The sequence below is a fragment of the Erwinia sp. E_sp_B01_1 genome (assembly GCF_036865545.1).
Classification (GTDB): Bacteria; Pseudomonadota; Gammaproteobacteria; order Enterobacterales; family Enterobacteriaceae; genus Erwinia.
The window spans coordinates 2,554,579-2,573,983 of record NZ_CP142208.1 but is presented as its reverse complement, the minus strand read 5'-3'; the positions used below and the strand labels follow the sequence as shown (position 1 = coordinate 2,573,983).

Here is a 19,405-nt window from a genome sequence, read left to right as displayed (position 1 = left end):
TGTCTGGCCGACTGACTTCTTTCAGTGAGGCGAAGCTTCAGTCAGTCGGGCTTAAACAGAGTATAAAGCAGTAAATTAGTTTATGTTTTGCCAATAATGAAATCTGCGTCAGACATGGCGGGCTTCACTTCTTAAAGAGACTTCATACTCCTGACTGGTGGGGACAGGGCTTTTCAGCGCGCGACGGATCACGAAGAAGGCGGCAATCAGCATAGTGATGGCTACCAGCATGAAAAACCCGCACAAAGCGGCATTAATCTGATTGCTCAGGACGATGGTCTGCATATCGGCGACGGTTTTAGCCGGGGCAATAACAATGCCATCGGTCACGCCTTTCGAAAACTTGTTGGCCTGCGCCAGAAAACCTATGCTGGGCTTTTCATGGAAAATCTTCTGCCAGCCCGCAGTCATTGAGGTGATAAACAGCCAGGCGGTCGGCAGGATAGTTACCCAGGCATAACGCTGCTTCTTCATTTTAAACAGCACCACAGTCCCCAGGATCAGCGCCATAGAGGCCAGCATCTGATTACCGATACCAAACAGCGGCCAGAGAGTATTGATCCCACCTAAGGGGTCTACCACACCCTGATAAACAAAGAAGCCCCAACCGGCCACAGCAACGGTGGTCCCGGCCATATTACCCACCCAGGAACGGTTGTTGGCCAGCGAGGGCACTACGGTACCGACCAGATCCTGCACCATAAACCGGCAGGCGCGGGTTCCCGCATCCACCGCCGTGAGAATAAACAGCGCTTCAAACAAAATAGCGAAGTGGTACCAGAACGCCATCATCATCCGGCTGTTAAAGACTTCGGTAATGATATGCGCCATTCCCACCGCAAATGTCGGCGCGCCGCCGGCACGGGAGAGAATAGTAGATTCGCCCACATCCCTGGCAATCCCGGTTAACATTTCTGGCGTGACCACAAAGCCCCAGCCGTTGATCGCCTGAGACGCTGTTTCAACCGTGGTGCCAATCAATGCGGCCGGAGAGTTCATGGCAAAATAGACGCCAGGGTCGATAACCGATGCGCAAATCAGCGCCATGATGGCAACAAAAGACTCCATCAGCATCGCGCCGTAGCCAATAAAACGAATATGACTTTCACGCTCAATCAGTTTGGGGGTGGTACCGCTGGAGACCAGCGCGTGGAAACCTGAGATGGCTCCGCAGGCAATGGTGATAAACAGGAACGGGAATAAACTGCCTGAGAACACCGGGCCGGTGCCATCAATAAAGCGCGTGACGGCGGGCATTTTCATCTCCGGCATGGCAAACAGAATGCCGATAGCCAGGCCAATAATGACGCCGATTTTCAGGAAGGTGGAGAGATAATCACGCGGGGCCAGCAGCAGCCAGACCGGCAGCACCGAAGCGACAAATCCGTAAATCACTAACACCAACGTCAGCGTAGTACCTTTCAGGGTAAAGAACGGCCCCCAGTAGGGATGCTGGGCAATGTCACCGCCGAAGATAATCGCGGCCATCATCAGCACAAAGCCAATCAGCGACACTTCTGCAATTCTGCCTGGCCGGATAAAGCGCATATAGATGCCCATAAAGAGCGCGATGGGGATGGTTGCCGCAATGGTAAACAGTCCCCAGGGACTGTTGGTCAGGGCTTTGACCACCACCAGTGCCAGAGCAGAGAGAATAATGATCATCACGCCCAGCGCGCCAAGCATGGTCACCACGCCGGCAAAAGCGCCCAGCTCCTGTTTGGCCATTTCACCCAGTGAGCGGCCATCACGGCGGGTTGAAATAAATAAGATCAGGAAGTCCTGAACGGCACCTGCCATCATCACCCCGATCAGGATCCACAGAGTGCCGGGAAGAAAGCCCATCTGCGCTGCCAGAATGGGCCCCACCAGCGGGCCGGCTCCGGCAATCGCCGCAAAATGATGACCGAACAGCACCCATTTATTGGTCGGAACATAATCCAGCCCGTCGTTATTGAGTTCGGCAGGCGTCCGGCGACGGTCGTCCAGCTCGAAAATATTGCGGGCGATAAACAGGCTGTAAAAACGGTAAGCGATGCTGTAGCAGGCAACTGCAGCGACCACCAGCCACAGCGCATTAACATGTTCGCCCCGGTTAAGGGCCAGCATGGCAAAGGCTCCGGCACCGATTAACGCCACAGCAGACCAGATCACGCCGGTTTTGACGTTTTTCATCAGATTACTCCTCACAGGATCGCTAAAAGAGACTCAGCAGCAAGTTAAAAGTAATGTAATTATTTGTTAATGAAAGTCATGACAGAAGGAAGTGTGAGGCAAGAATGGTTTTTTCGATAGGGAAGAGAGCAGGCGGGATAAAAAGCGTTATCCCGCCTGTTAAGCGTCAGGCGTTATGCAACCGGACGGGCTACTACGCTGCGGTTTTCCATACGGACTTCAGCGATGGTGACTTCAATCACGTCGGTGACGCGATAAGCTACTTCGCCTTTGATCTGTACGGTGCCGTTCTCCTGGCTGCACACCAGTTCATCACGCACGGCGTGAATAAACGGGGCAGGGATAAAGGCTACGGCGCCATTTGCCGTCAGGCGCACGCGCATTCCGCCGCGCGAAACGTCAATGACTTCAGCGCTGAACCGCCGATCGGTCCCGGCTGAACTTTGCAGGAAGCGCGAGTAGAGCCAGTCACCCACATCACGCTCTGCCATACGGTTCAGACGACGACGTTCGCCCATTTTCACCGTAATGTCATCCTGCGGACGGGTAGTGGTCTCGCCCTTGATCATCGCTTTCAGCAGGCGATGGTTGATCATATCGCCATACTTACGGATCGGGGAAGTCCAGGTGGCATACGCCTCCAGACCCAGACCGAAATGCGGGCCTGGCTCGGTGCTGATTTCCGCGAATGACTGGAAGCGACGAATACGGCTGTCCAGGAACTGCGTCGGCTGAGAGTCCAGCTCGCGACGCAGCTCACGGAAGCCTTGCAGCGTGGCGATAGCCAGCGGATCCACTTTCAGACCGTGGTTTTCCAGCATGGTCGCGGCCAGCACGGCTTTTTCAGTATCAAAGCCTGGATGAATGTTATAAACGCCAAAGCCCAGTTTTTCACGCAGCACGGTGGCGGCACAAATGTTGGCGGTGATCATCGCCTCTTCCACAATGCGGTTCGCAATGCGGCGATGTTCAGCAATGATATCCAGCACTTCGCCTTTTTCGCCCAGCAGGAAGCGGAAGTCAGGGCGATCTTTAAACACCAAAGCGTGCGTCTGGCGCCATTCACTCCGGGCCAGGCACAGGCGATGCAGCAGACGGATCTGGTTAGCGATGGCGTCGTTTTCTGGCTGCCATTCACCGGTTTTTTCCAGCCAGTCAGAGACGTTGTCATAAGCCAGTTTGGATTTGGATTCAATCCAGGCGGCAAAGAACTGAATCTCTTCGCTCAGGGTACCATCAGCAGCCACGTCTACACGGCAGGCCAGCACCGGGCGGCGTTCATTCGGGCGCAGCGAACAGACATTGTCTGAGAGCTGACGAGGCAGCATCGGGATATTAAAGCCAGGAAGATAGTTGGTGAACGAACGCTCAGCGGCAATCGCATCCAGCTCGCTGCCTGCAGCCACATAGGCGGTAGGGTCGGCGATAGCGATAGTCAGGCGAAGCCCACCTTCCGGCTTCTCTTCCACGTACAGCGCATCGTCCATATCTTCGGTGCTGGCGCTGTCAATGGTAACAAAATCAAGGGCGGTCAGGTCTTCACGCTCAAGCTGTTCATCAAGCATCTCGCCGGTTACGGCTTCAGGGGCTTCGCGCTCGAGGTTGTGTCGGGAAAGCGTGACCCACCAGGGGGCAAGATGATCGTCACCCGTGGTGATAAAAGCGGTAAGCTCAGCGTAGAAAGTGCGGTCGCCCTTTAACGGATGGCGGCGCATTTCAGCCACGGCCCAGTCGCCAGCCTGAAAATCATGCGTCACGCTGCGGTCAGCACGACACTGAATAGCATCTTTCATCAGCGGGTGATCGGGAACAATCGACAGGCGATCGTCTTTGCGCTGTACGCGACCAACAAAGCGCGTCAGGAAAGGTTCAATCAGCTTTTCCGGATCGGCAACTTCACGATCTTTATCGGTTTGCACGACAGCCACCACGCGGTCGCCATGCATGACTTTTTTCATGAACGGCGGCGGAATGAAGTAACTTTTTTGTGCGTCGACTTCCAGGAAGCCAAAGCCTTTTTCGGTGCCTTTCACTACCCCTTCAACACGCGGCGTCTGGGAGTGGAGTTTCTCTTTGAGCTGCGCGAGCAGCGGGTTATCCTGGAACATAATCTCAACGTTTTCGTGGCCTAAGAGCGGCAGACAGTTTTACGCGATTAACCGCTTCGCGGCAAGTAAAAAGCCGGGAAACCCGGCTTTGATTAATGCTGATTTGACCTCAAAGTCAGGCGATACGCAGCCCTGCTTTGGCCGCGGAAAGGGTGATTTTCACCGGCACCGATTTTGAGGTTGGGGTGCCGCTGCCGTCGCCAAAGCTGGACAGAGGAACCAGAGGGTTAGTCTCAGGATAGTAAGCCGCGAGGTTACCCTGAGGAATGTTGTAAGGCACCAGCTTAAAGTTAAACACTTTACGGGTGATGCCGTCATTCCATAGTGTCTCAATATCCACATCATCCCCGGCCACAAAACCAAGGCCAGCCATATCGTCAGGGTGAATAAACAGCACTTCACGCTGGCCGTACACGCCACGATAACGGTCATCAAGTCCGTAAATTGTGGTGTTGTACTGATCGTGTGAACGCAGCGTCTGCAGGGTGAAAGGAACCTCCACGTCGCCCAACTGCGGGAACAGCGAGTCCGGCAGGCGGGCATTGCTGAACTGCGCTTTATTGTTCAGGGTGTTAAAGCGGAATTCAGCCGCCGCATTGCCCAGATAGAAGCCGCCTTTGATATCGCATTTCGCATTGAAATCGTTAAAGCCGGGGATAGTGGCCGCGATATGGTCACGGATTTTGTTGTAATCCGCCGCCAGCGCCAGCCAGTCAAGCTTCTCATTACCCAGCACGGCATTGGCGATGCCGGCAACAATCCAGGTCTCTGAGCGCTGGGTATCGGCGATTGGCTTACCCACGCCTTCAGAGGCGTGAACCATGCTGAAGGAGTCTTCAACGGTAATAAACTGCGGGCCGGTCGCCTGGATATCCTGCTCGGTACGGCCAAGAGTCGGCAGGATCAGCGCATCAACGGCGCCAGGGCACAGGTGGCTGCGGTTCAGTTTGGTGCTGATCTGCACGGTAAGATCGCAGCGGCGCAGGGCTTCTTCGGTGCGTGGGCTGTCTGGCGCTGCTGCGGCCAGGTTACCGCCCAGCGCAATCAGAACTTTGATTTCGTCACGCAGCATCGCTTCCAGCGCTTCAACGGTGTTGTGGCCGACATTACGGGGTGGTTCAAAATCAAAGTGTTTCGCCAGGCTGTCGAGAAACGCCTGAGTCGGTTTTTCATCAATGCCCATAGTGCGGTTACCCTGCACGTTGCTGTGCCCGCGAACCGGGCAGAGGCCAGCGCCTTTCTTGCCCAACTGGCCGAACAGCAGCTGCAGGTTAACGATTTCGCGAACGGTATCGACCGAATGCTTGTGCTGGGTGATGCCCATCGCCCAGGTACAGATAACCCGTTCAGCGCTCTGATAGATAGCCGCCGCTTCACGCAGTTGCTGCTCCGTCAGGCCGGACTGCTGAACAATCTGGCTCCACTCTGTGGCTTCAACTTCCGCCAGGTAGGCTTCCATCCCCTGAGTTTTGGCATTGATAAAGACTTCATCAAACAGGCCTTCTTGCCCGGCAGCTATCCGTTCGTGATGGGTCTGTGAAAGCGCCTTAACCATGCCGCGGACGGCAGCCATATCGCCGCCAAGATTCGGCTGGTAATAGGTTGAGCTGATGGTGCCGGCTTTGCTGGTGACCACTTCAAGCGGTTTCTGGGGATCGGCAAAGCGTTCCAGACCGCGCTCACGAAGTGTGTTAAAGGTAACGATTTTTGCACCGTGATCTGCCGCATGACGCAGGCTGTGCAGCATACGTGGATGGTTAGTCCCCGGATTCTGACCAAATACAAAAATGGCGTCAGCGTGATCGAAATCCTCCAGACGAATAGTGCCTTTGCCCACACCGATGCTGCGCTTGAGGCCACTGCCGCTGGCTTCATGGCACATGTTGGAGCAGTCAGGGAAGTTATTGCTGCCGTGCATACGGCCAAACAGCTGGTAAAGCCAGGAGGCTTCGTTGCTGGCGCGTCCGGAGGTGTAAAGCTCCATCCGATCCGGATTATCCATTGCATGAATATGTTTAGCGATCAGCGCAAAGGCGGCATCCCAGCTGATGGGTTCGTAATGATCCGTTTCGCGGTTATAGCGCAGCGGCTCGGTCAGACGGCCCTGATATTCCAGGAAGTAATCACTTTGCTGATAAAGTTTGGAGACGCTGTGCTGGGCGAAGAAGCTGGCATCAACAAAACGGCGTGTCGCTTCCCAGGTCACAGCTTTAGCCCCGTTTTCACAAAAGCTGAAGGTGCTTTTATTATCATCACCCCAGGCACAGCCGGGGCAGTCAAAGCCTTTGGCTTTGTTCATGCGCATCAGGTTGCGCATATTTTTCAGAACTTGTTTGCTGTCAAACACAAAGCGGGTGGTGGCTTCAAGAGAACCCCAGCCGCCCGCAGCAGCCTGGTAAGGCTTAATCGCAGTTTTAAATTTCATATCGCTTCGCAGGTAATTGAATTGTTTTTGTCTTGTTAAGAAGTTATTGCTTCTTTTGTAGGATAAGTCTGCAACCGGGTAAAAAAATTGTCTAATTGATTGGTTTAATGGTGCGATAGGCGCGGTTTATCGTGAAACCGTGAAGCAGCTCAAAGAAATGCCTGTAATGAGGGGGATTTACGCCTCCCCGCGCAATACCTGGCTAATAATTAGGCTTTCTTCAGTGATGATGAGGTGCCTGTGAAAGAATTTGCCAGCAAAATTCATGCCTTCGGCAAGGCGCTGATGATGCCCATTTCCGTGATTGCCGCCGCCGGTATTTTTCTTGGCGTGGCCGCTGCGATGCAAAACCCGGCTATCACCGGTGAAGCTTTTGCCAGTCTTCATACGCCCCAGTTAATCATTGGCTTTATTCGTAAAGTGGCGGGTGCCTTATTTGCCAACCTGCCGGTGTTTTTCGCCGTTGCCAGCGCTATCGGGCTGGCGAAAGCGGAAAAACCCACCGCTGCGTTTGCGGCGGTAATCGGCTTTATCGCCATGCATGTCGGGGTCAGCGCCACGCTGGGCGCGCAGGGGCTGACGGCTTTGACGACCACGCCGGAAGCGTTGCAGGCCAAAGGCATGGCGCAGACCGCCGCCATGATGACTTCGGCGGAATATATCGACATGCTGGGGATCTTCACTTACAACATGAGCGTCCTCGGTGGAGTCATTGCCGGTTTGCTTACGGTGACTATCCATAACCGTTTCTATACCACGCAGTTGCCGACCGCGATCGCCTTTTTCGGCGGACGCCGTTTTGTCCCGATAGTCACGGTGATGGTGCTGCCGCTGGTGGGCGTACTGCTGGCGATGATCTGGCCAACCATCGGGGCAGGCATTGCCTGGGTTGGCGAGCTGATTGGCAAAAGCGGGCAGTATGGGGCTTTCCTGTACGGCACCAGCGAAAGATTATTAATCCCGACCGGGCTGCACCATATTCTCAATGAAACGGTGCGCTTCACGCCGATTGGGGGCATAGCCACGGTAGATAACCAGACGATTGTGGGCGCACTGAATATCTTCAACGCCGCGCTCACCCATCCCGGCAGCATTCCGGATGATATCGTGAGAAATGCCACCCAGTTCCTCGCCCAGGGGAAAATTCCGGTGATGATGTTTGGTCTGCCTGCCGCCGCGCTGGCGATATATCATACGGCAAGACCTGAGCATAAACAGCGGGTTAAAGCACTGGTGCTGGCCGGTGCCTTGACCTCCTTTACCACGGGCATTACCGAACCGCTGGAATTTTGCTTTATCTTTGTCTCACCGGTGCTTTATCTGCTGCATGCCGTGCTCACCGGTCTCTCATTTATGCTGATGTCGTTAATGCACCTGATGATCGGCAACGTGCAGGGCGGAGCGATTGATCTGGTGGTGTTTGGCATCCTGGGCGGCAGTAAAACCCAATGGTGGTGGAGTATCCTGCTGGGGCTGGTGTATGTCCCGGTCTATTACTATGGCTTCAAATTTGTCATTACGCGGATGCGGGTTGAAACGCCAGGGCGGGAGTCCGAAGAAGCTGAGAACCAGTCCACAGCGGTGACTGCTGATGAACGCATTCAGGTCATTATCAGCGGGCTGGGGGGCGAAGCCAATATAGAGGAGGTCGATTGCTGCTTCACCAGGCTACGCGTCCGGGTTAAAGAGATGAAAGAGGTGGTGGATCAAACGCTGATGACCACCGGAGCCAACGGGGTGAACCGCGTCAGTGACCATGATATCCAGGTTATCTATGGCCCGCAGGTGGAAAAAATCGCCAGTGATGTGAAAACGGCACTGGGGGTTGCCTGATTTCTGCCGATAACTACCGGCAGGATTTACGGCGTTAATGGATAACAGAGTCGGATGAGTCATCGTGTTAGTATACGGAATTGTCTTAGTGAATGGGTATCGCCGGCCAGACGGGTTAACGTGAAAGAATTATGGACATAAAGCAGCTGATTTACCTGTGTAATCTGGAACGGGAACGTCATTTTGGTCGTGCAGCAGAGGCAAGTTTTGTCAGCCAGCCCACGCTCTCCATGCGACTGAAAAACCTTGAAAAGGAGCTGGGGTTGTCCCTGATCAACCGCAGCAATAACTTCGACGGCTTCACCGCAGAAGGGGAGCGGGTACTCTCCTGGGCGCGGGAAATTGTTTCCGTCTATCAGGGTCTGAAGCTGGAAGTGGAGTCGCTGAAACATGGGGTCAACGGCACGCTACGGATTGGCGTGGTGCCTCAGTGCAGCATCTCGCTGCCGGTGATGTTAAAGGCGATAAGCGATCGTTATCCGCAGCTGGACTACCGGGTTGCCGTGCTCAGCGCCGATCAGCTGCTTGAGGCCCTGAACAGCCATACCGTGGATGTTGGCATCGGTTTCTTCGAACTCGCCACGCTACGCGAACTGCATTTTCAGGCTGAACCTTTGCAGGATAACGGCGTGGAAGTCGTTTTCCATCCGCATCATTTTCCTGAACTGGCCGGTGATGCGCCGTTAGAACTCAGCGATTTAAAAGCTATTCCTCTCTGCCTGGCCGAACAGACCCGTTATTTCCGTCGGTATCTCGATACGCATTTCCGTGAGGCAGATATCAAACAGCGGGTGATCCTTGAAACCACCTCAATTTTCCAGCTGGTGCAGGGAATACAGGTAGGATTAGGCTGCCTCATCTCGCCCTGTGGGCATCTGCTGCCGGAGATGACGCCAGAGCTGCACAGCCGCAAACTGGCGATTGCGCCTATGTCCCGTCAGGCGGCCGTGGTCATAGCTGAATCGGGCAGGGCGACGCCGCTTTCACAGCATTTCTTTGATGAAGTGCGCCGCTGGTTAAGCGAAGGGCCGGGCGCAAGAGGATTTCCTGCCGTCGGCTGACTCTGGCGCCCGTGAATGCGGGTGATTTCTGTCGGGCAATGAAGTCAGATGTCGGCAATGACGGAGGGTAATTTCTGTCTGGCCGTTAACGCCGGTGCCGGAAGGGGACTTCCGGCAGGCGGTTACCGCAGGCCAGCAATGACCAGGCGGGAAGGCTGTTAAGCTTCAGTTTCCGTTAAGGGCGAGGTGGTCCCCAGCGCCTGCATCAGCCGGTTGTTCCAGCTTGCCAGCGCCGTACTTTGTACGATGTTGAACACGGCCAGATCGCTGTAACCCGCCTCTTTTAAGGGTTGCAGGTGGGCAGCACTTAACCGTTCAGGCGAGCGTGTTAACTGGGCGGCGCAGTGAATAATGGCCTTCTTTGCGGGCGTGGCACTCTGCAGCGCCTGATCCACTCCCTCTACCAGCGCCTCGCGCAATTCCCCCGCAGCATAACGATTCAGACAGAGCGGGCTGCCATTGATCCGGGCAGCAACGGCTGCGGCCAGACGGCCCTCTTCAGAGGCGGTGGCAGTCGCCGTGGCGCTGACTAAATTTCCCCAGCCATAAAGTGCATCGCCGTCGTGTGCCAGCAGCCACGCGCATTCACGTAATTTCTCCTGAGGCTGGCACCTTGTCAGTGCTTCCAGCTGGCTGGCGGAAGCATAGCGCAACTCCACCGGTGGCAGCAGGGGACGCCACGCAGTGAGATGTGCAAAACAGTCCGCAAGGGCATCTTCAGGAAGGGTTACGCCGGGGATCCAGCGAACTGGCAGGGCGAGCAGGGCATTTAATCCGGCGACGATACGCGCCTGGTAACTGACAAAGCCAATCAGCTGATGGAAAGCCACAATATCCGGTGCGGTCAGCCCCACTTCATCAAGACGCATCAGCGCGGCGGAGTCGATCAACGTTGGCTGGCTGGCGAGTTGCCGGGCATATTCGGTAATCTGGGTCAGACGGCGGTTACTCTCACGGGAAGAGTCGGGACCGGAAAGCGGGTTTAATCGCGCAGCATAGTGGTTACATAACCGTTGTATGCCGGTGACCTGTGCAACGGTTAAAGCCGTGCTGAGGCGATCGTAAATCGTCAGCGTGTGGGTTTTACTCGCGGTCAGTAGCTGAGGCATCAGAAGCTGGTACAGGTCTCGTGAGGCCAGCATCGCCGGGCGAGACTGGCTCAAAACTGGCCTCAGTGCATCCGGATATTGCTGAGCCAGCCCCAGCAGAAAACGGTCTTCAATCTCTGCCGCTTCAGGAACCAGCGGAGCAGCATGAGGGGTAAGGGTGGACTGCGTTTCGTGATACCAGTGGCTGTTGCCGGAAAAACGGCGCTGTTCCATGGTCATTCCTTTTCAAGTTAACCGGCCCGGAAAACCAAAAAATAACGGGTAACGCATCAACGGGCCTGAAGAGCATGACTATCCTCGCGCAAGCCTGAAGGTGAACCAAAGAATGATCGGTGCTAAATCATAGCGGAAAGGTATAACGAGACGGGAAAACGATTAAAACAGGGGGATCCGGACAGGAACAGAGCATTTCCTGTCCGGTTCTGGCAAAGCTTAGCGGAAAATAATCAGTGATCTTTACGCCAGGCATCGGCGGTTAACGCCTCACCAAAGTGGCTGTGGATCAGACGCCGGGTCAGCTCGTGCAGCGGGCTGGCCAGAACATCAGCCGTGCTGCCGCGCTCAACCACTTCACCCTGATGCATCACTATCACCTGGTCGCTGATATGCTTCATCATGCCCAGATGCTGGGTCACGTAGATATAAGCGATACCATGCTTGTCCTGGAGCTCGAGCATCAGGTTGACCAGTTGTGAGCGCATCGACATATCCAGAGAGGCCATAGCTTCGTCGGCAATGATCACTTTGGGTTGTAGAATCAACGCGCGGGCCAGTCCCACACGCTGTTTCTGACCGGGCGCGAGCATATGGGGATAGTAGGCGGCATGATCGCGAAGCAAACCAACCTGACGAAGGGTGGCAATGATCCTTTTCTCGCGCTCTTCTGACGACAGTTCGGTGTTCAGCCGTAAGGGAAAGTCCAGAATCTGGCTGATGCGCTGGCGCGGATTGAGCGAAGTGGAGGGGTCCTGAAAAATCATCCTGATACGCTGACTGCGATAGCCATAGTCGCCATATTCCAGCGGGTGGTTATCAATCAGAATGTCGCCCATAGTAGGTTCAATCATCCCGCTGAGCATTTTTGCCAGGGTGGATTTTCCGGAGCCGTTCTCACCGATAATAGCCAGCGTCTGCTTCTCCCTGAGCATAAAACTGACCTCTTTCACCGCTTCAACATGTTGACGGCGAAACAACCCGGTGCGGTAGCGAAAAGTTTTACTGAGATTGCGTACTTCCAGCAGTGTTTCAACCATTACGACTCTCCATGTTGAGCGGGAAGTGGCAGGCAAAAAGATGCGATTTCTGGCCGGTTAATCTCGGCGTTTCGATACATTTTTTCTGCGCATAGGGGCAGCGTGGGCCAAGCCGGCAACCTATCGGCAGATGCTCAAGCGAGGGGATCGCACCGGGTAAGGTATTGAGACGGCTTTTATGCGGCAGGGCACGGCCAAAGTCCGGCATCGCCCTGATCAAGGCCTGAGTATAGGGATGATGAGGGGCAACAATCAGATCTTCGCTGGGTGCCGTTTCTACCGTCTGCCCGCAGTACATCACGTTGATTCTGTCAGCCCAGTGGCTGAGCATCTGCAGGTCATGGCTGATCAACAAAATAGTGGTGTTATTGTTCTGATTAAGCCGGGCCAGCAGACGGAAAATTTGTGCCTGAGTGGTAGGCTCCATTGCATTGGTCGGTTCATCGGCAATCAGCAGACGCGGCTGATTGGCCAGCGCAATGGCGATCATCACTTTCTGACACTCACCGTCGGTCAGCTCATAGGGGAAACTGCGCATAATATCTTTATGATCTTTGATGCCCACGCGGTGCAGCAACTCAACGGCACGACGGCGACGCCAGCGAAAACGCTGATACCAGCGACCTTTATAGGTCCAGCCGGGGATCGCCTGCACAATCTGTTTGCCGATGCTTTCAGAAGGATCCAGACAGGACTGGGGTTCCTGAAAAATCATCGAGACGTTATGGCCGATAATTTTGCGCCTTTCACGGGGGGAGAGATGCAGCAGGTCAATATCGTCAAAGCGCATACGGTCTGCCGTCACACGCCAGTTTTCTTTGGTCACGCCACAGATGGCCTTGGCAATCAGACTTTTTCCCGATCCTGATTCCCCCACCAGCCCGCGTACTTCGCCTTCTGAAAGCGTAATACTGACGCGATCAACCGCCTTCACCGGGCCGTCTGCGGTCATAAATTCAATGGTCAGGTTACGAATATCAAGCAGCGGCATTTATTCAACTCCCGCAACGATGGCCCGGCGAATGCCGTCACCTAACAGGTTAACGATCAGCACGCTGAGCATGATAGCCGCGCCGGGAAGCATTACGGTCCAGGGGGCAACGTAAACCAGCTCCAGCGCATCACCCAGCATGGCTCCCCACTCGGGAGAGGGCAGTTGCGCACCCAGATCCAGGAAGCCCAGGGCGGCAATGTCCAGGATGGCCATCGAGAGCGCGCGGGTAAACTCCGTCACCAGCAGGGCCAGAATATTCGGTAAAATGGCGTACCAGAGAATATTCATACTGCTTGCGCCGTCCAGCCTCGCGGCCACCACATAATCTTTTTCCAGCTCGTCATGCACCGCTGTATAAATAGCCCGAACCAGGCGAGGAATGATCGCCAGGCAGACAGCCAGCAGCGCGTGCTGCAGATTTGGCCCCAGAAACGCGACCACAATAATCGCCAGCAACAGGGAGGGAATGGAAAGCAGCGTATCCAGAACGTGGTTGAGAATTGCCGAACGCAGCCCCCGCGTCAGGCCGGCAAAGACTCCTAATACCATGGCACAAAGCGCAGCAAAAAAGGTGACCAGTATCGCCGATCCCACCGTTGGTCCGGCACCGCTAATCAACCGGCTGAGAATATCGCGGCCCAGGTCATCGGTTCCCAAAAAGAATGAGACATCGCCGTAGCGTGACCAGGAGGGCGGCAGCAGCTGATAGCCCAGAAACTGCTGATCCAGACCATAAGGTGCCATCAGGCGACCAAAAATGCACACCAGCACCAGCGCAATAAACGCATAAAAGCCCACCATAGCGGTGGTGTCCCGGTAAAACAGGCGCCAGGCATTGCGCAACGTACTGGGTAGCCGTTCTTCGGCATAGATATTATCGGAGGGCATCGGCTGTCACTTTATTGAAATCTTCTCTGTGTGGTTTATCTGGGCTTTTGCATTCATATCAGCAGGTTGTTCCTCGCAGGAGGCTATCCTTCTCCTGCTGTAAGTGCAGGGGCCGTAAGGCAATATAGCTTAACACAGGCGTTTATCGCCCTGTAGCCTGTTCGACAAAGCTCACTGGCTTAAACTAAGGATACTCTGTAATGCGTTGGCTGATATGCCAACCACACATTTTTGACAGAAGCTGGCAGGTGATAGGACCCGATAGGGGATTGGGTCCGAATCGGATGGTAATTCTGTTGATTAAATACTCTTACATGCCGAGTAAATATCTGGTTTTTTTGGCTAAAAATGAAACAATTAAAGCAATAGCTATCAGCGCTATGATTGCCAATATGAACGTTGCGGGGTCATTCCCCCATTCATAATCAGAACTGAACCATTCATATCCGCCAGGTCCATGTTTGAAATACAACCATGAACCTGAATCAAAAATGGCGTGGTTAAGAGGATTGATATATCTGATGAGCAGGGCTGAAATCACCAGATAAATCAGCCCAAAAATTGATTTCTTAAACCACACACTTTTCATAATCTGCCTTACCCATTACATCAACATAACCATAGGCCATCAATCCGGAGCAGTTGACATCAACCATTTAAATTAAAACGAATTCCAATGATTAATGTGTACACGATTGGGTGCTTAATGATTATTATGATTTCGAATTTTTAATTTCATTGAATTTATCTGAATGATAATAAGCCCTATCGGAGGGCATACCATTCCTTATGCTTAAGTGGCGTCATTATCGCCCCCAGGATATCGGTCAACACATTCACGGTGATCACCAGACCGCCCACCATCATCACGCCAGCGGATATGGCGGCGTAATCCTGCTGACGGATAGCATCCACCAGCCAGCGGCCAAGGCCAGGCCAGCTGAAGACCATTTCTGTAATCATCGCCAGGGTTAACATGGTGGAGAACTGCAGCCCAAGACGTGGGATCACCGGCGGCAGGGCATTGTGCAGCACATGACGGCGAATAATGGTCAGTCTTGACAGCCCGCGAGTTGCCGCGGCTTTAATATAGTTTTGCTCCATCACCTCACGGGTACTGATACGCAGCAGACGAACCACCTCGGTAGTTGGCGCCACGGCCAGCGCCGTTACGGGGAGAATCAAATGCGTTAACGCGCTGATCATCATCTCATGCCGCCAGGGCGAATGACTGAGCCAGGCATCGATCAGCGCAAACCCGGTGATATTTTTTACCGGATAAAGCAGATCAAACCGGCCTGAAACAGGCAGCCAGCCGAGATTAAGCGAAAAGAACAGCGTCAGTAGCAGCGCCAGCCAGAACACAGGCATGGAAAAGCCGAGCAGGGCAAGCGCGCTGATGGCTTTATCCTGCCATTTATTGCGCATCACGCCAGCGGCAATGCCCAGAGGAATGCCCGTTAACATTGCCAGGGCAAAAGCCATAATGCACAGCTCAAGCGTGGCGGGAAAAACTTCACGAATCTGCTGGCCTATGGGTTCACCATTAATACTGGAAACGCCCAGGTCGAGATGAAACAGACCTTTATACCAGAACAGAAAAGCATCCGGGAGAGAAGCCCCCTGCAAAGGGGCATGAGGGGTAAAGTAGCTCAGGCTGAAGCCGACCAGGGTCAGCATAAACAGGGTGACCAGCCACAACACCAGGCGACGCAGCGCGTAAATAACCATCTTTATTCCTCGCCCTTTTCACGATGCACGCCAGCAAACGAAGCGTTACCAAAAGGACTTAAAACCAGCCCTTTGATATCGTGCCGGTAAGCCTGCAGCCGGAGAGAATAGGCCAGCGGCAGTACCGGCAGCGACTGCGCCAGCATTTTTTGCGCCCGGTCATAGTAGTCAATACGTGAAGCGAGTTGCTGAGAAAGCAGCGCTTTATGCAGCACCTCATCAAATTGCGTATCACACCAGTGAGCATAGTTGGTCTGCGACCCCATTGCCGCACAGCTCAGTAAGGGCCTGAAGAAGCTGTCGGGATCGTTGCTGTCAGTTGCCCAGCCGGTCAGGGTCAGATCGTGATTCATCTGCATCAGGCGGGCCTCCTGAAAACGCCCCTCAACCGGAATAATTTTAACCGTAACGCCAACCTGTGCGAGGTCGGCCTGAATCAGCTCCGCCGTTTTCAGCGGGCTGGGGTTCCAGGACTGAGAGGCCGAAGGCACCCACAGCGTCAGATGCAGATCCTCCACGCCCAGCGCTTTCAGCTCAGCAAGGGCTTTCTTCGGATTGTATTCGGTAACCCTGGCATCATTATCATAAGCCCATGAGGCGCGGGGCAGGAGTGAGGCTGCCGTTTCGGCCGTGCCGTAATAGATGGACTCCATCAGCCGCTCATTATTGATGGCCAGCGCCAGTGCCTGACGTACTTCAACCCGATCCAGCGGAGCCTTGCGGGTATTGAAGGCCAGATAGGCAATATTCATCCCCGGACGCAGCGTCAGGCGCAGGCGGGGATCGTCACGCAGAATTGAAATCTGGCTGGCCGCCGGGTAGGCCAGCACATCGCACTCACCGGTCAGTAATTTGGAGAGCCTGCCGGTACCGCCCGCGCCCATATCAATCACCACCTGAGGCATACGCGGCAGGCCTTTCCAGTAAACAGGGTTGCGTGCCAGGCGAATATATTGCCCGGTGCGATACTCGCTCAGCAGGAAGGGGCCGGTTCCCACGGGCTGGCGATCCAGCTGTTCCTGACGATCGGCCGCAGTCAGTTGCCCGGCATACTCTGCCGACAGCACCGGGGCATAATGGGTGGCGACATGCCAGAGGAAAGAGGCATCCGGGCTGCGCAGACGGATCTCCACCGTGTCGCTATCCAGTTTTTTCACGCTTTTTACGGCATCAGCAAACTGCAGGCTGTCAAAATAGGGATAGCTGCCGCCGTTAACATTGTGCCAGGCGGACTGCCGGTCAAAAATTCGCTGGAAACTGAACACCACATCATCGGCATTCAGCGTGCGCGTTGGCGCAAACCAGGCGGTTTTCTGGAAATGAACGTTATGACGAAGATGGAAGCGGTAAGTGGCGCCGTTATCCAGCACTTCCCAGCTCTCTGCCAGTTCCGGAATTAACCGGTAGGTATAGGGATCGACATCCAGCAGGCGGTCATAAAGCTGGGCGGCCAGCGTATCCACCACCAGCCCTCCGCTGGCCATTTGCGGATTAAAGGTGGTGACCGCGCCATTAACGCAATAAACGAAGCCGCTCTGACGAATATCGCCGGGCGTAGCGGACCAGGTTGAAGCACTGAACAGGCTCAACCCCAGCAGAAGCGTGGAGAGTAGTGTGCGCATTAAGTCATCTGAAATATCAGGCAATATTAAGAGTGTACCGCACTCTCCGGTCTCGCCCAAAGTTTGCCGGGATAACTGGCGCTTTTTCGCGCTGACAGGTCGTGAACACCTCACCGGGCGTTCAGAATACGCACATTGTTGCTATGGTAATGAGAAAAATTCTCAACAAAGCGCTTTACAGAGGGTGCTGAGAATGATTATTATTCTCCTGCGCTTCAACGGTGGCTCTACCGAAGAAGAGCACGACATTGCTCACATTGCTTCCAGTATTTTTTTAGCCCGCTTATAGCGGGCTTTTTTTTTGGCTGAACCGGCTCAATCCTTGTCCATACTGATGTCATGTTTCTTCATCATGGCGCGTAGCTGGTGATAGGTCACGCCCAGCAGATCGGCCGCCCGGCGCTGATTAAAACGAGCCTGTCCGAGACTTTTCTCCAGCAGGGCTTTCTCCTGATGATTCTGCCAGCGGCGCAGATCCAGAGGTAAAACGGGCAGGGGATCCTCATCAGAGGGATCGGGTGCCGCAGGCTGCTGTCGCTGGAAGGGATTGATAATAATGCTGTCCAGCTCCTGATCGACCTCACTGTGGCGATAGACCGAACGTTCCACAACGTTTTTGAGTTCCCGCACGTTGCCCGGCCAGCCGTAATCCAGCAGCATCTGCTTTGCAGCAGCGGAAAAACCAGGGAACAGCGGCAGGCCAAGTTCGCGGCACATCTGGATAGCAAAATGTTCAGCCATGACCAGAATATCACTACGGCGTTCGCGCAGTGGCGGCAACTGGACAACATCAAAAGCCAGCCTGTCCAGCAGGTCGGCGCGGAATTTCCCCTGCTGCGCCAGCAGGGGCAGGTCATCATTGGTGGCGCAGACCAGCCGGACGCTGACCTGAAGAGGCTGACTGCCGCCCACCCGTTCAAGATGTCCGTACTCAATCACCCGCAATAATTTTTCCTGCACCAGCATGGGTGCTGTAGCCAGTTCATCAAGGAACAGCGTGCCGCCATCTGCGCGCTCAAAACGTCCCAAATGCCGTTTCTGTGCGCCGGTAAACGCCCCGGCTTCGTGGCCGAAAAGCTCTGAGTCGAGCAGGTTTTCATTCAGGGCTGCACAGTTGAGTGAAATAAAGGGCCCCTGCCAGCGGTCGGAAAGATAGTGCAGGCGGCTGGCAATCAGCTCTTTGCCGGTGCCGCGTTCCCCCGTCACCAGCACCGGCTTATTCAGCGGCGCCAGCCGGGAAACCTGCTCGAGAACTTCGAGAAAGTTATTGGATTCGCCCAGCAGAGCATCTTTATTTTCACTCATTGAATTTCCCCGTCAGGGTAACGTTATTTTCATTCATCAAATTCACCAGTTATTGGTTATTCAGACCACATTAGACAATTACTGACAGGCTGTAAACTGTCGGAACTCCAGAAAATCAAGGAGATAAAAGTTGGCACGCGTATTGAATAGTCATGTTGTAGCCGCAGAGTTTGCGCAAACTAAAAAATGAATGAGGAGTTGATTATGGGTATTTTTTCTCGCTTTGCCGACATCGTGAACGCCAACATCAATTCTCTGCTGGAAAAAGCTGAGGATCCCCAAAAGCTGGTGCGTCTGATGATCCAGGAAATGGAAGATACGCTGGTTGAAGTTCGTTCCACCTCTGCCCGGGCCCTTGCGGAGAAAAAGCAGCTGGTCCGTCGCATCGACCAGGCTGAAACACAGCAGGCGGAATGGCAGGAAAAAGCGGAACTGGCTCTGCGTAAAGAGAAAGAGGATCTGGCCCGCGCAGCACTGATTGAAAAGCAGAAGCTGACCGATTTAATCGTTTCGCTGCAGCGCGAAGCGGAACTGGTTGAAGAAACCCTGACCCGGATGAAAGGCGAAATTGGTGAGCTGGAGAAAAAACTCAGCGAAACCCGCGCCCGTCAGCAAGCCCTGACCCTGCGTCATCAGGCAGCGTCCTCTTCCCGTGATGTGCGTCGTCAGCTTGACAGCGGCAAAATTGATGAAGCGATGGCACGGTTCGAATCTTTCGAGCGTCGCATTGACCATATGGAAGCCGAAGCGGAAAGCCAGAGTCTGGGCAAAAAGAAAACGCTGAATCAGGAGTTTGCTGACCTGCAGGCCGATGATGAAATCAGCGAGCAGCTGGCAGCGTTAAAAGCCAAAATGACCCAGCAATAAGGTTTGCTTCCGGCCTTCGTGGCCGGAAATTCAT

General features: G+C 54.3%; 14 protein-coding genes. 3 read left to right on the top strand and 11 right to left on the bottom strand.

Annotated elements, in window-relative coordinates:
* Positions 1 to 108: 108 nt before the first annotated feature.
* The 3 genes from VRC33_RS12180 to VRC33_RS12170 all read right to left on the bottom strand — a co-directional run bounded on the left by VRC33_RS12180 (position 109) and on the right by VRC33_RS12170 (position 6,708).
* Positions 109 to 2,175 carry a carbon starvation CstA family protein gene (locus tag VRC33_RS12180; RefSeq protein WP_338556161.1) on the bottom strand — a complete coding sequence of 689 codons (2,067 nt, stop codon included), beginning with the start codon at positions 2,173 to 2,175 and terminating at the stop codon, positions 109 to 111.
* Between the two features lie 173 nt (positions 2,176 to 2,348).
* Positions 2,349 to 4,283: an exoribonuclease II gene (locus VRC33_RS12175; RefSeq protein ID WP_338556159.1), complete on the bottom strand. Its 1,935-nt coding sequence runs from the start codon at positions 4,281 to 4,283 to the stop codon at positions 2,349 to 2,351.
* Between the two features lie 115 nt (positions 4,284 to 4,398).
* The gene (locus tag VRC33_RS12170; protein WP_338556157.1) at positions 4,399 to 6,708 is read right to left on the bottom strand and encodes an FdhF/YdeP family oxidoreductase; all 2,310 of its coding nucleotides are present in this window, start codon (positions 6,706 to 6,708) and stop codon (positions 4,399 to 4,401) included.
* A 240-nt stretch (positions 6,709 to 6,948) separates the two neighbouring features.
* Here VRC33_RS12170 and VRC33_RS12165 point away from each other — a divergent pair, with 240 nt between their 5' ends.
* Complete coding sequence (locus VRC33_RS12165; protein ID WP_338556155.1) at positions 6,949 to 8,541, top strand: PTS transporter subunit EIIC; 1,593 nt, start codon at positions 6,949 to 6,951, stop codon at positions 8,539 to 8,541.
* Between the two features lie 131 nt (positions 8,542 to 8,672).
* Positions 8,673 to 9,602: a LysR family transcriptional regulator gene (locus VRC33_RS12160; protein WP_338556153.1), complete on the top strand. Its 930-nt coding sequence runs from the start codon at positions 8,673 to 8,675 to the stop codon at positions 9,600 to 9,602.
* 158 nt (positions 9,603 to 9,760) lie between these two features.
* Here the strand turns inward: VRC33_RS12160 and VRC33_RS12155 are convergent, their stop codons facing one another.
* From VRC33_RS12155 to pspF, 8 genes are all read right to left on the bottom strand, one after another.
* A complete protein-coding gene (locus VRC33_RS12155; RefSeq protein WP_338556151.1) occupies positions 9,761 to 10,924 on the bottom strand; it encodes an oxidoreductase in 1,164 nt (387 codons plus the stop codon).
* 233 nt (positions 10,925 to 11,157) lie between these two features.
* Positions 11,158 to 11,964, bottom strand: a complete 807-nt coding sequence (gene sapF, locus VRC33_RS12150) for a putrescine export ABC transporter ATP-binding protein SapF (RefSeq protein WP_338556149.1) — start codon at positions 11,962 to 11,964, stop codon at positions 11,158 to 11,160.
* Positions 11,957 to 12,955 (bottom strand): putrescine export ABC transporter ATP-binding protein SapD, encoded by a 999-nt coding sequence (sapD, locus tag VRC33_RS12145; RefSeq protein WP_338556147.1) that lies wholly within the window; start codon positions 12,953 to 12,955, stop codon positions 11,957 to 11,959. The genes sapF and sapD overlap by 8 nt, the downstream gene beginning before the upstream one ends.
* Positions 12,956 to 13,846, bottom strand: a complete 891-nt coding sequence (gene sapC / locus VRC33_RS12140) for a putrescine export ABC transporter permease SapC (RefSeq protein WP_338556145.1) — start codon at positions 13,844 to 13,846, stop codon at positions 12,956 to 12,958.
* Between the two features lie 310 nt (positions 13,847 to 14,156).
* Positions 14,157 to 14,435, bottom strand: a complete 279-nt coding sequence (locus VRC33_RS12135) for a hypothetical protein (RefSeq protein WP_338556143.1) — start codon at positions 14,433 to 14,435, stop codon at positions 14,157 to 14,159.
* Positions 14,436 to 14,611: 176 nt separating this feature from the next.
* A complete protein-coding gene (gene sapB / locus VRC33_RS12130; protein WP_338556141.1) occupies positions 14,612 to 15,577 on the bottom strand; it encodes a putrescine export ABC transporter permease SapB in 966 nt (321 codons plus the stop codon).
* Between the two features lie 2 nt (positions 15,578 to 15,579).
* The gene (gene sapA / locus VRC33_RS12125) at positions 15,580 to 17,199 is read right to left on the bottom strand and encodes an ABC transporter substrate-binding protein SapA (protein WP_338556139.1); all 1,620 of its coding nucleotides are present in this window, start codon (positions 17,197 to 17,199) and stop codon (positions 15,580 to 15,582) included.
* Between the two features lie 315 nt (positions 17,200 to 17,514).
* Positions 17,515 to 18,504 carry a phage shock protein operon transcriptional activator gene (pspF, locus tag VRC33_RS12120; protein WP_338556137.1) on the bottom strand — a complete coding sequence of 330 codons (990 nt, stop codon included), beginning with the start codon at positions 18,502 to 18,504 and terminating at the stop codon, positions 17,515 to 17,517.
* A gap of 204 nt (positions 18,505 to 18,708) precedes the next feature.
* Between pspF and pspA the strand changes: the two genes are divergently transcribed.
* A complete protein-coding gene (pspA, locus tag VRC33_RS12115; RefSeq protein ID WP_338556135.1) occupies positions 18,709 to 19,371 on the top strand; it encodes a phage shock protein PspA in 663 nt (220 codons plus the stop codon).
* The last annotated feature ends 34 nt before the right edge of the window (positions 19,372 to 19,405 follow it).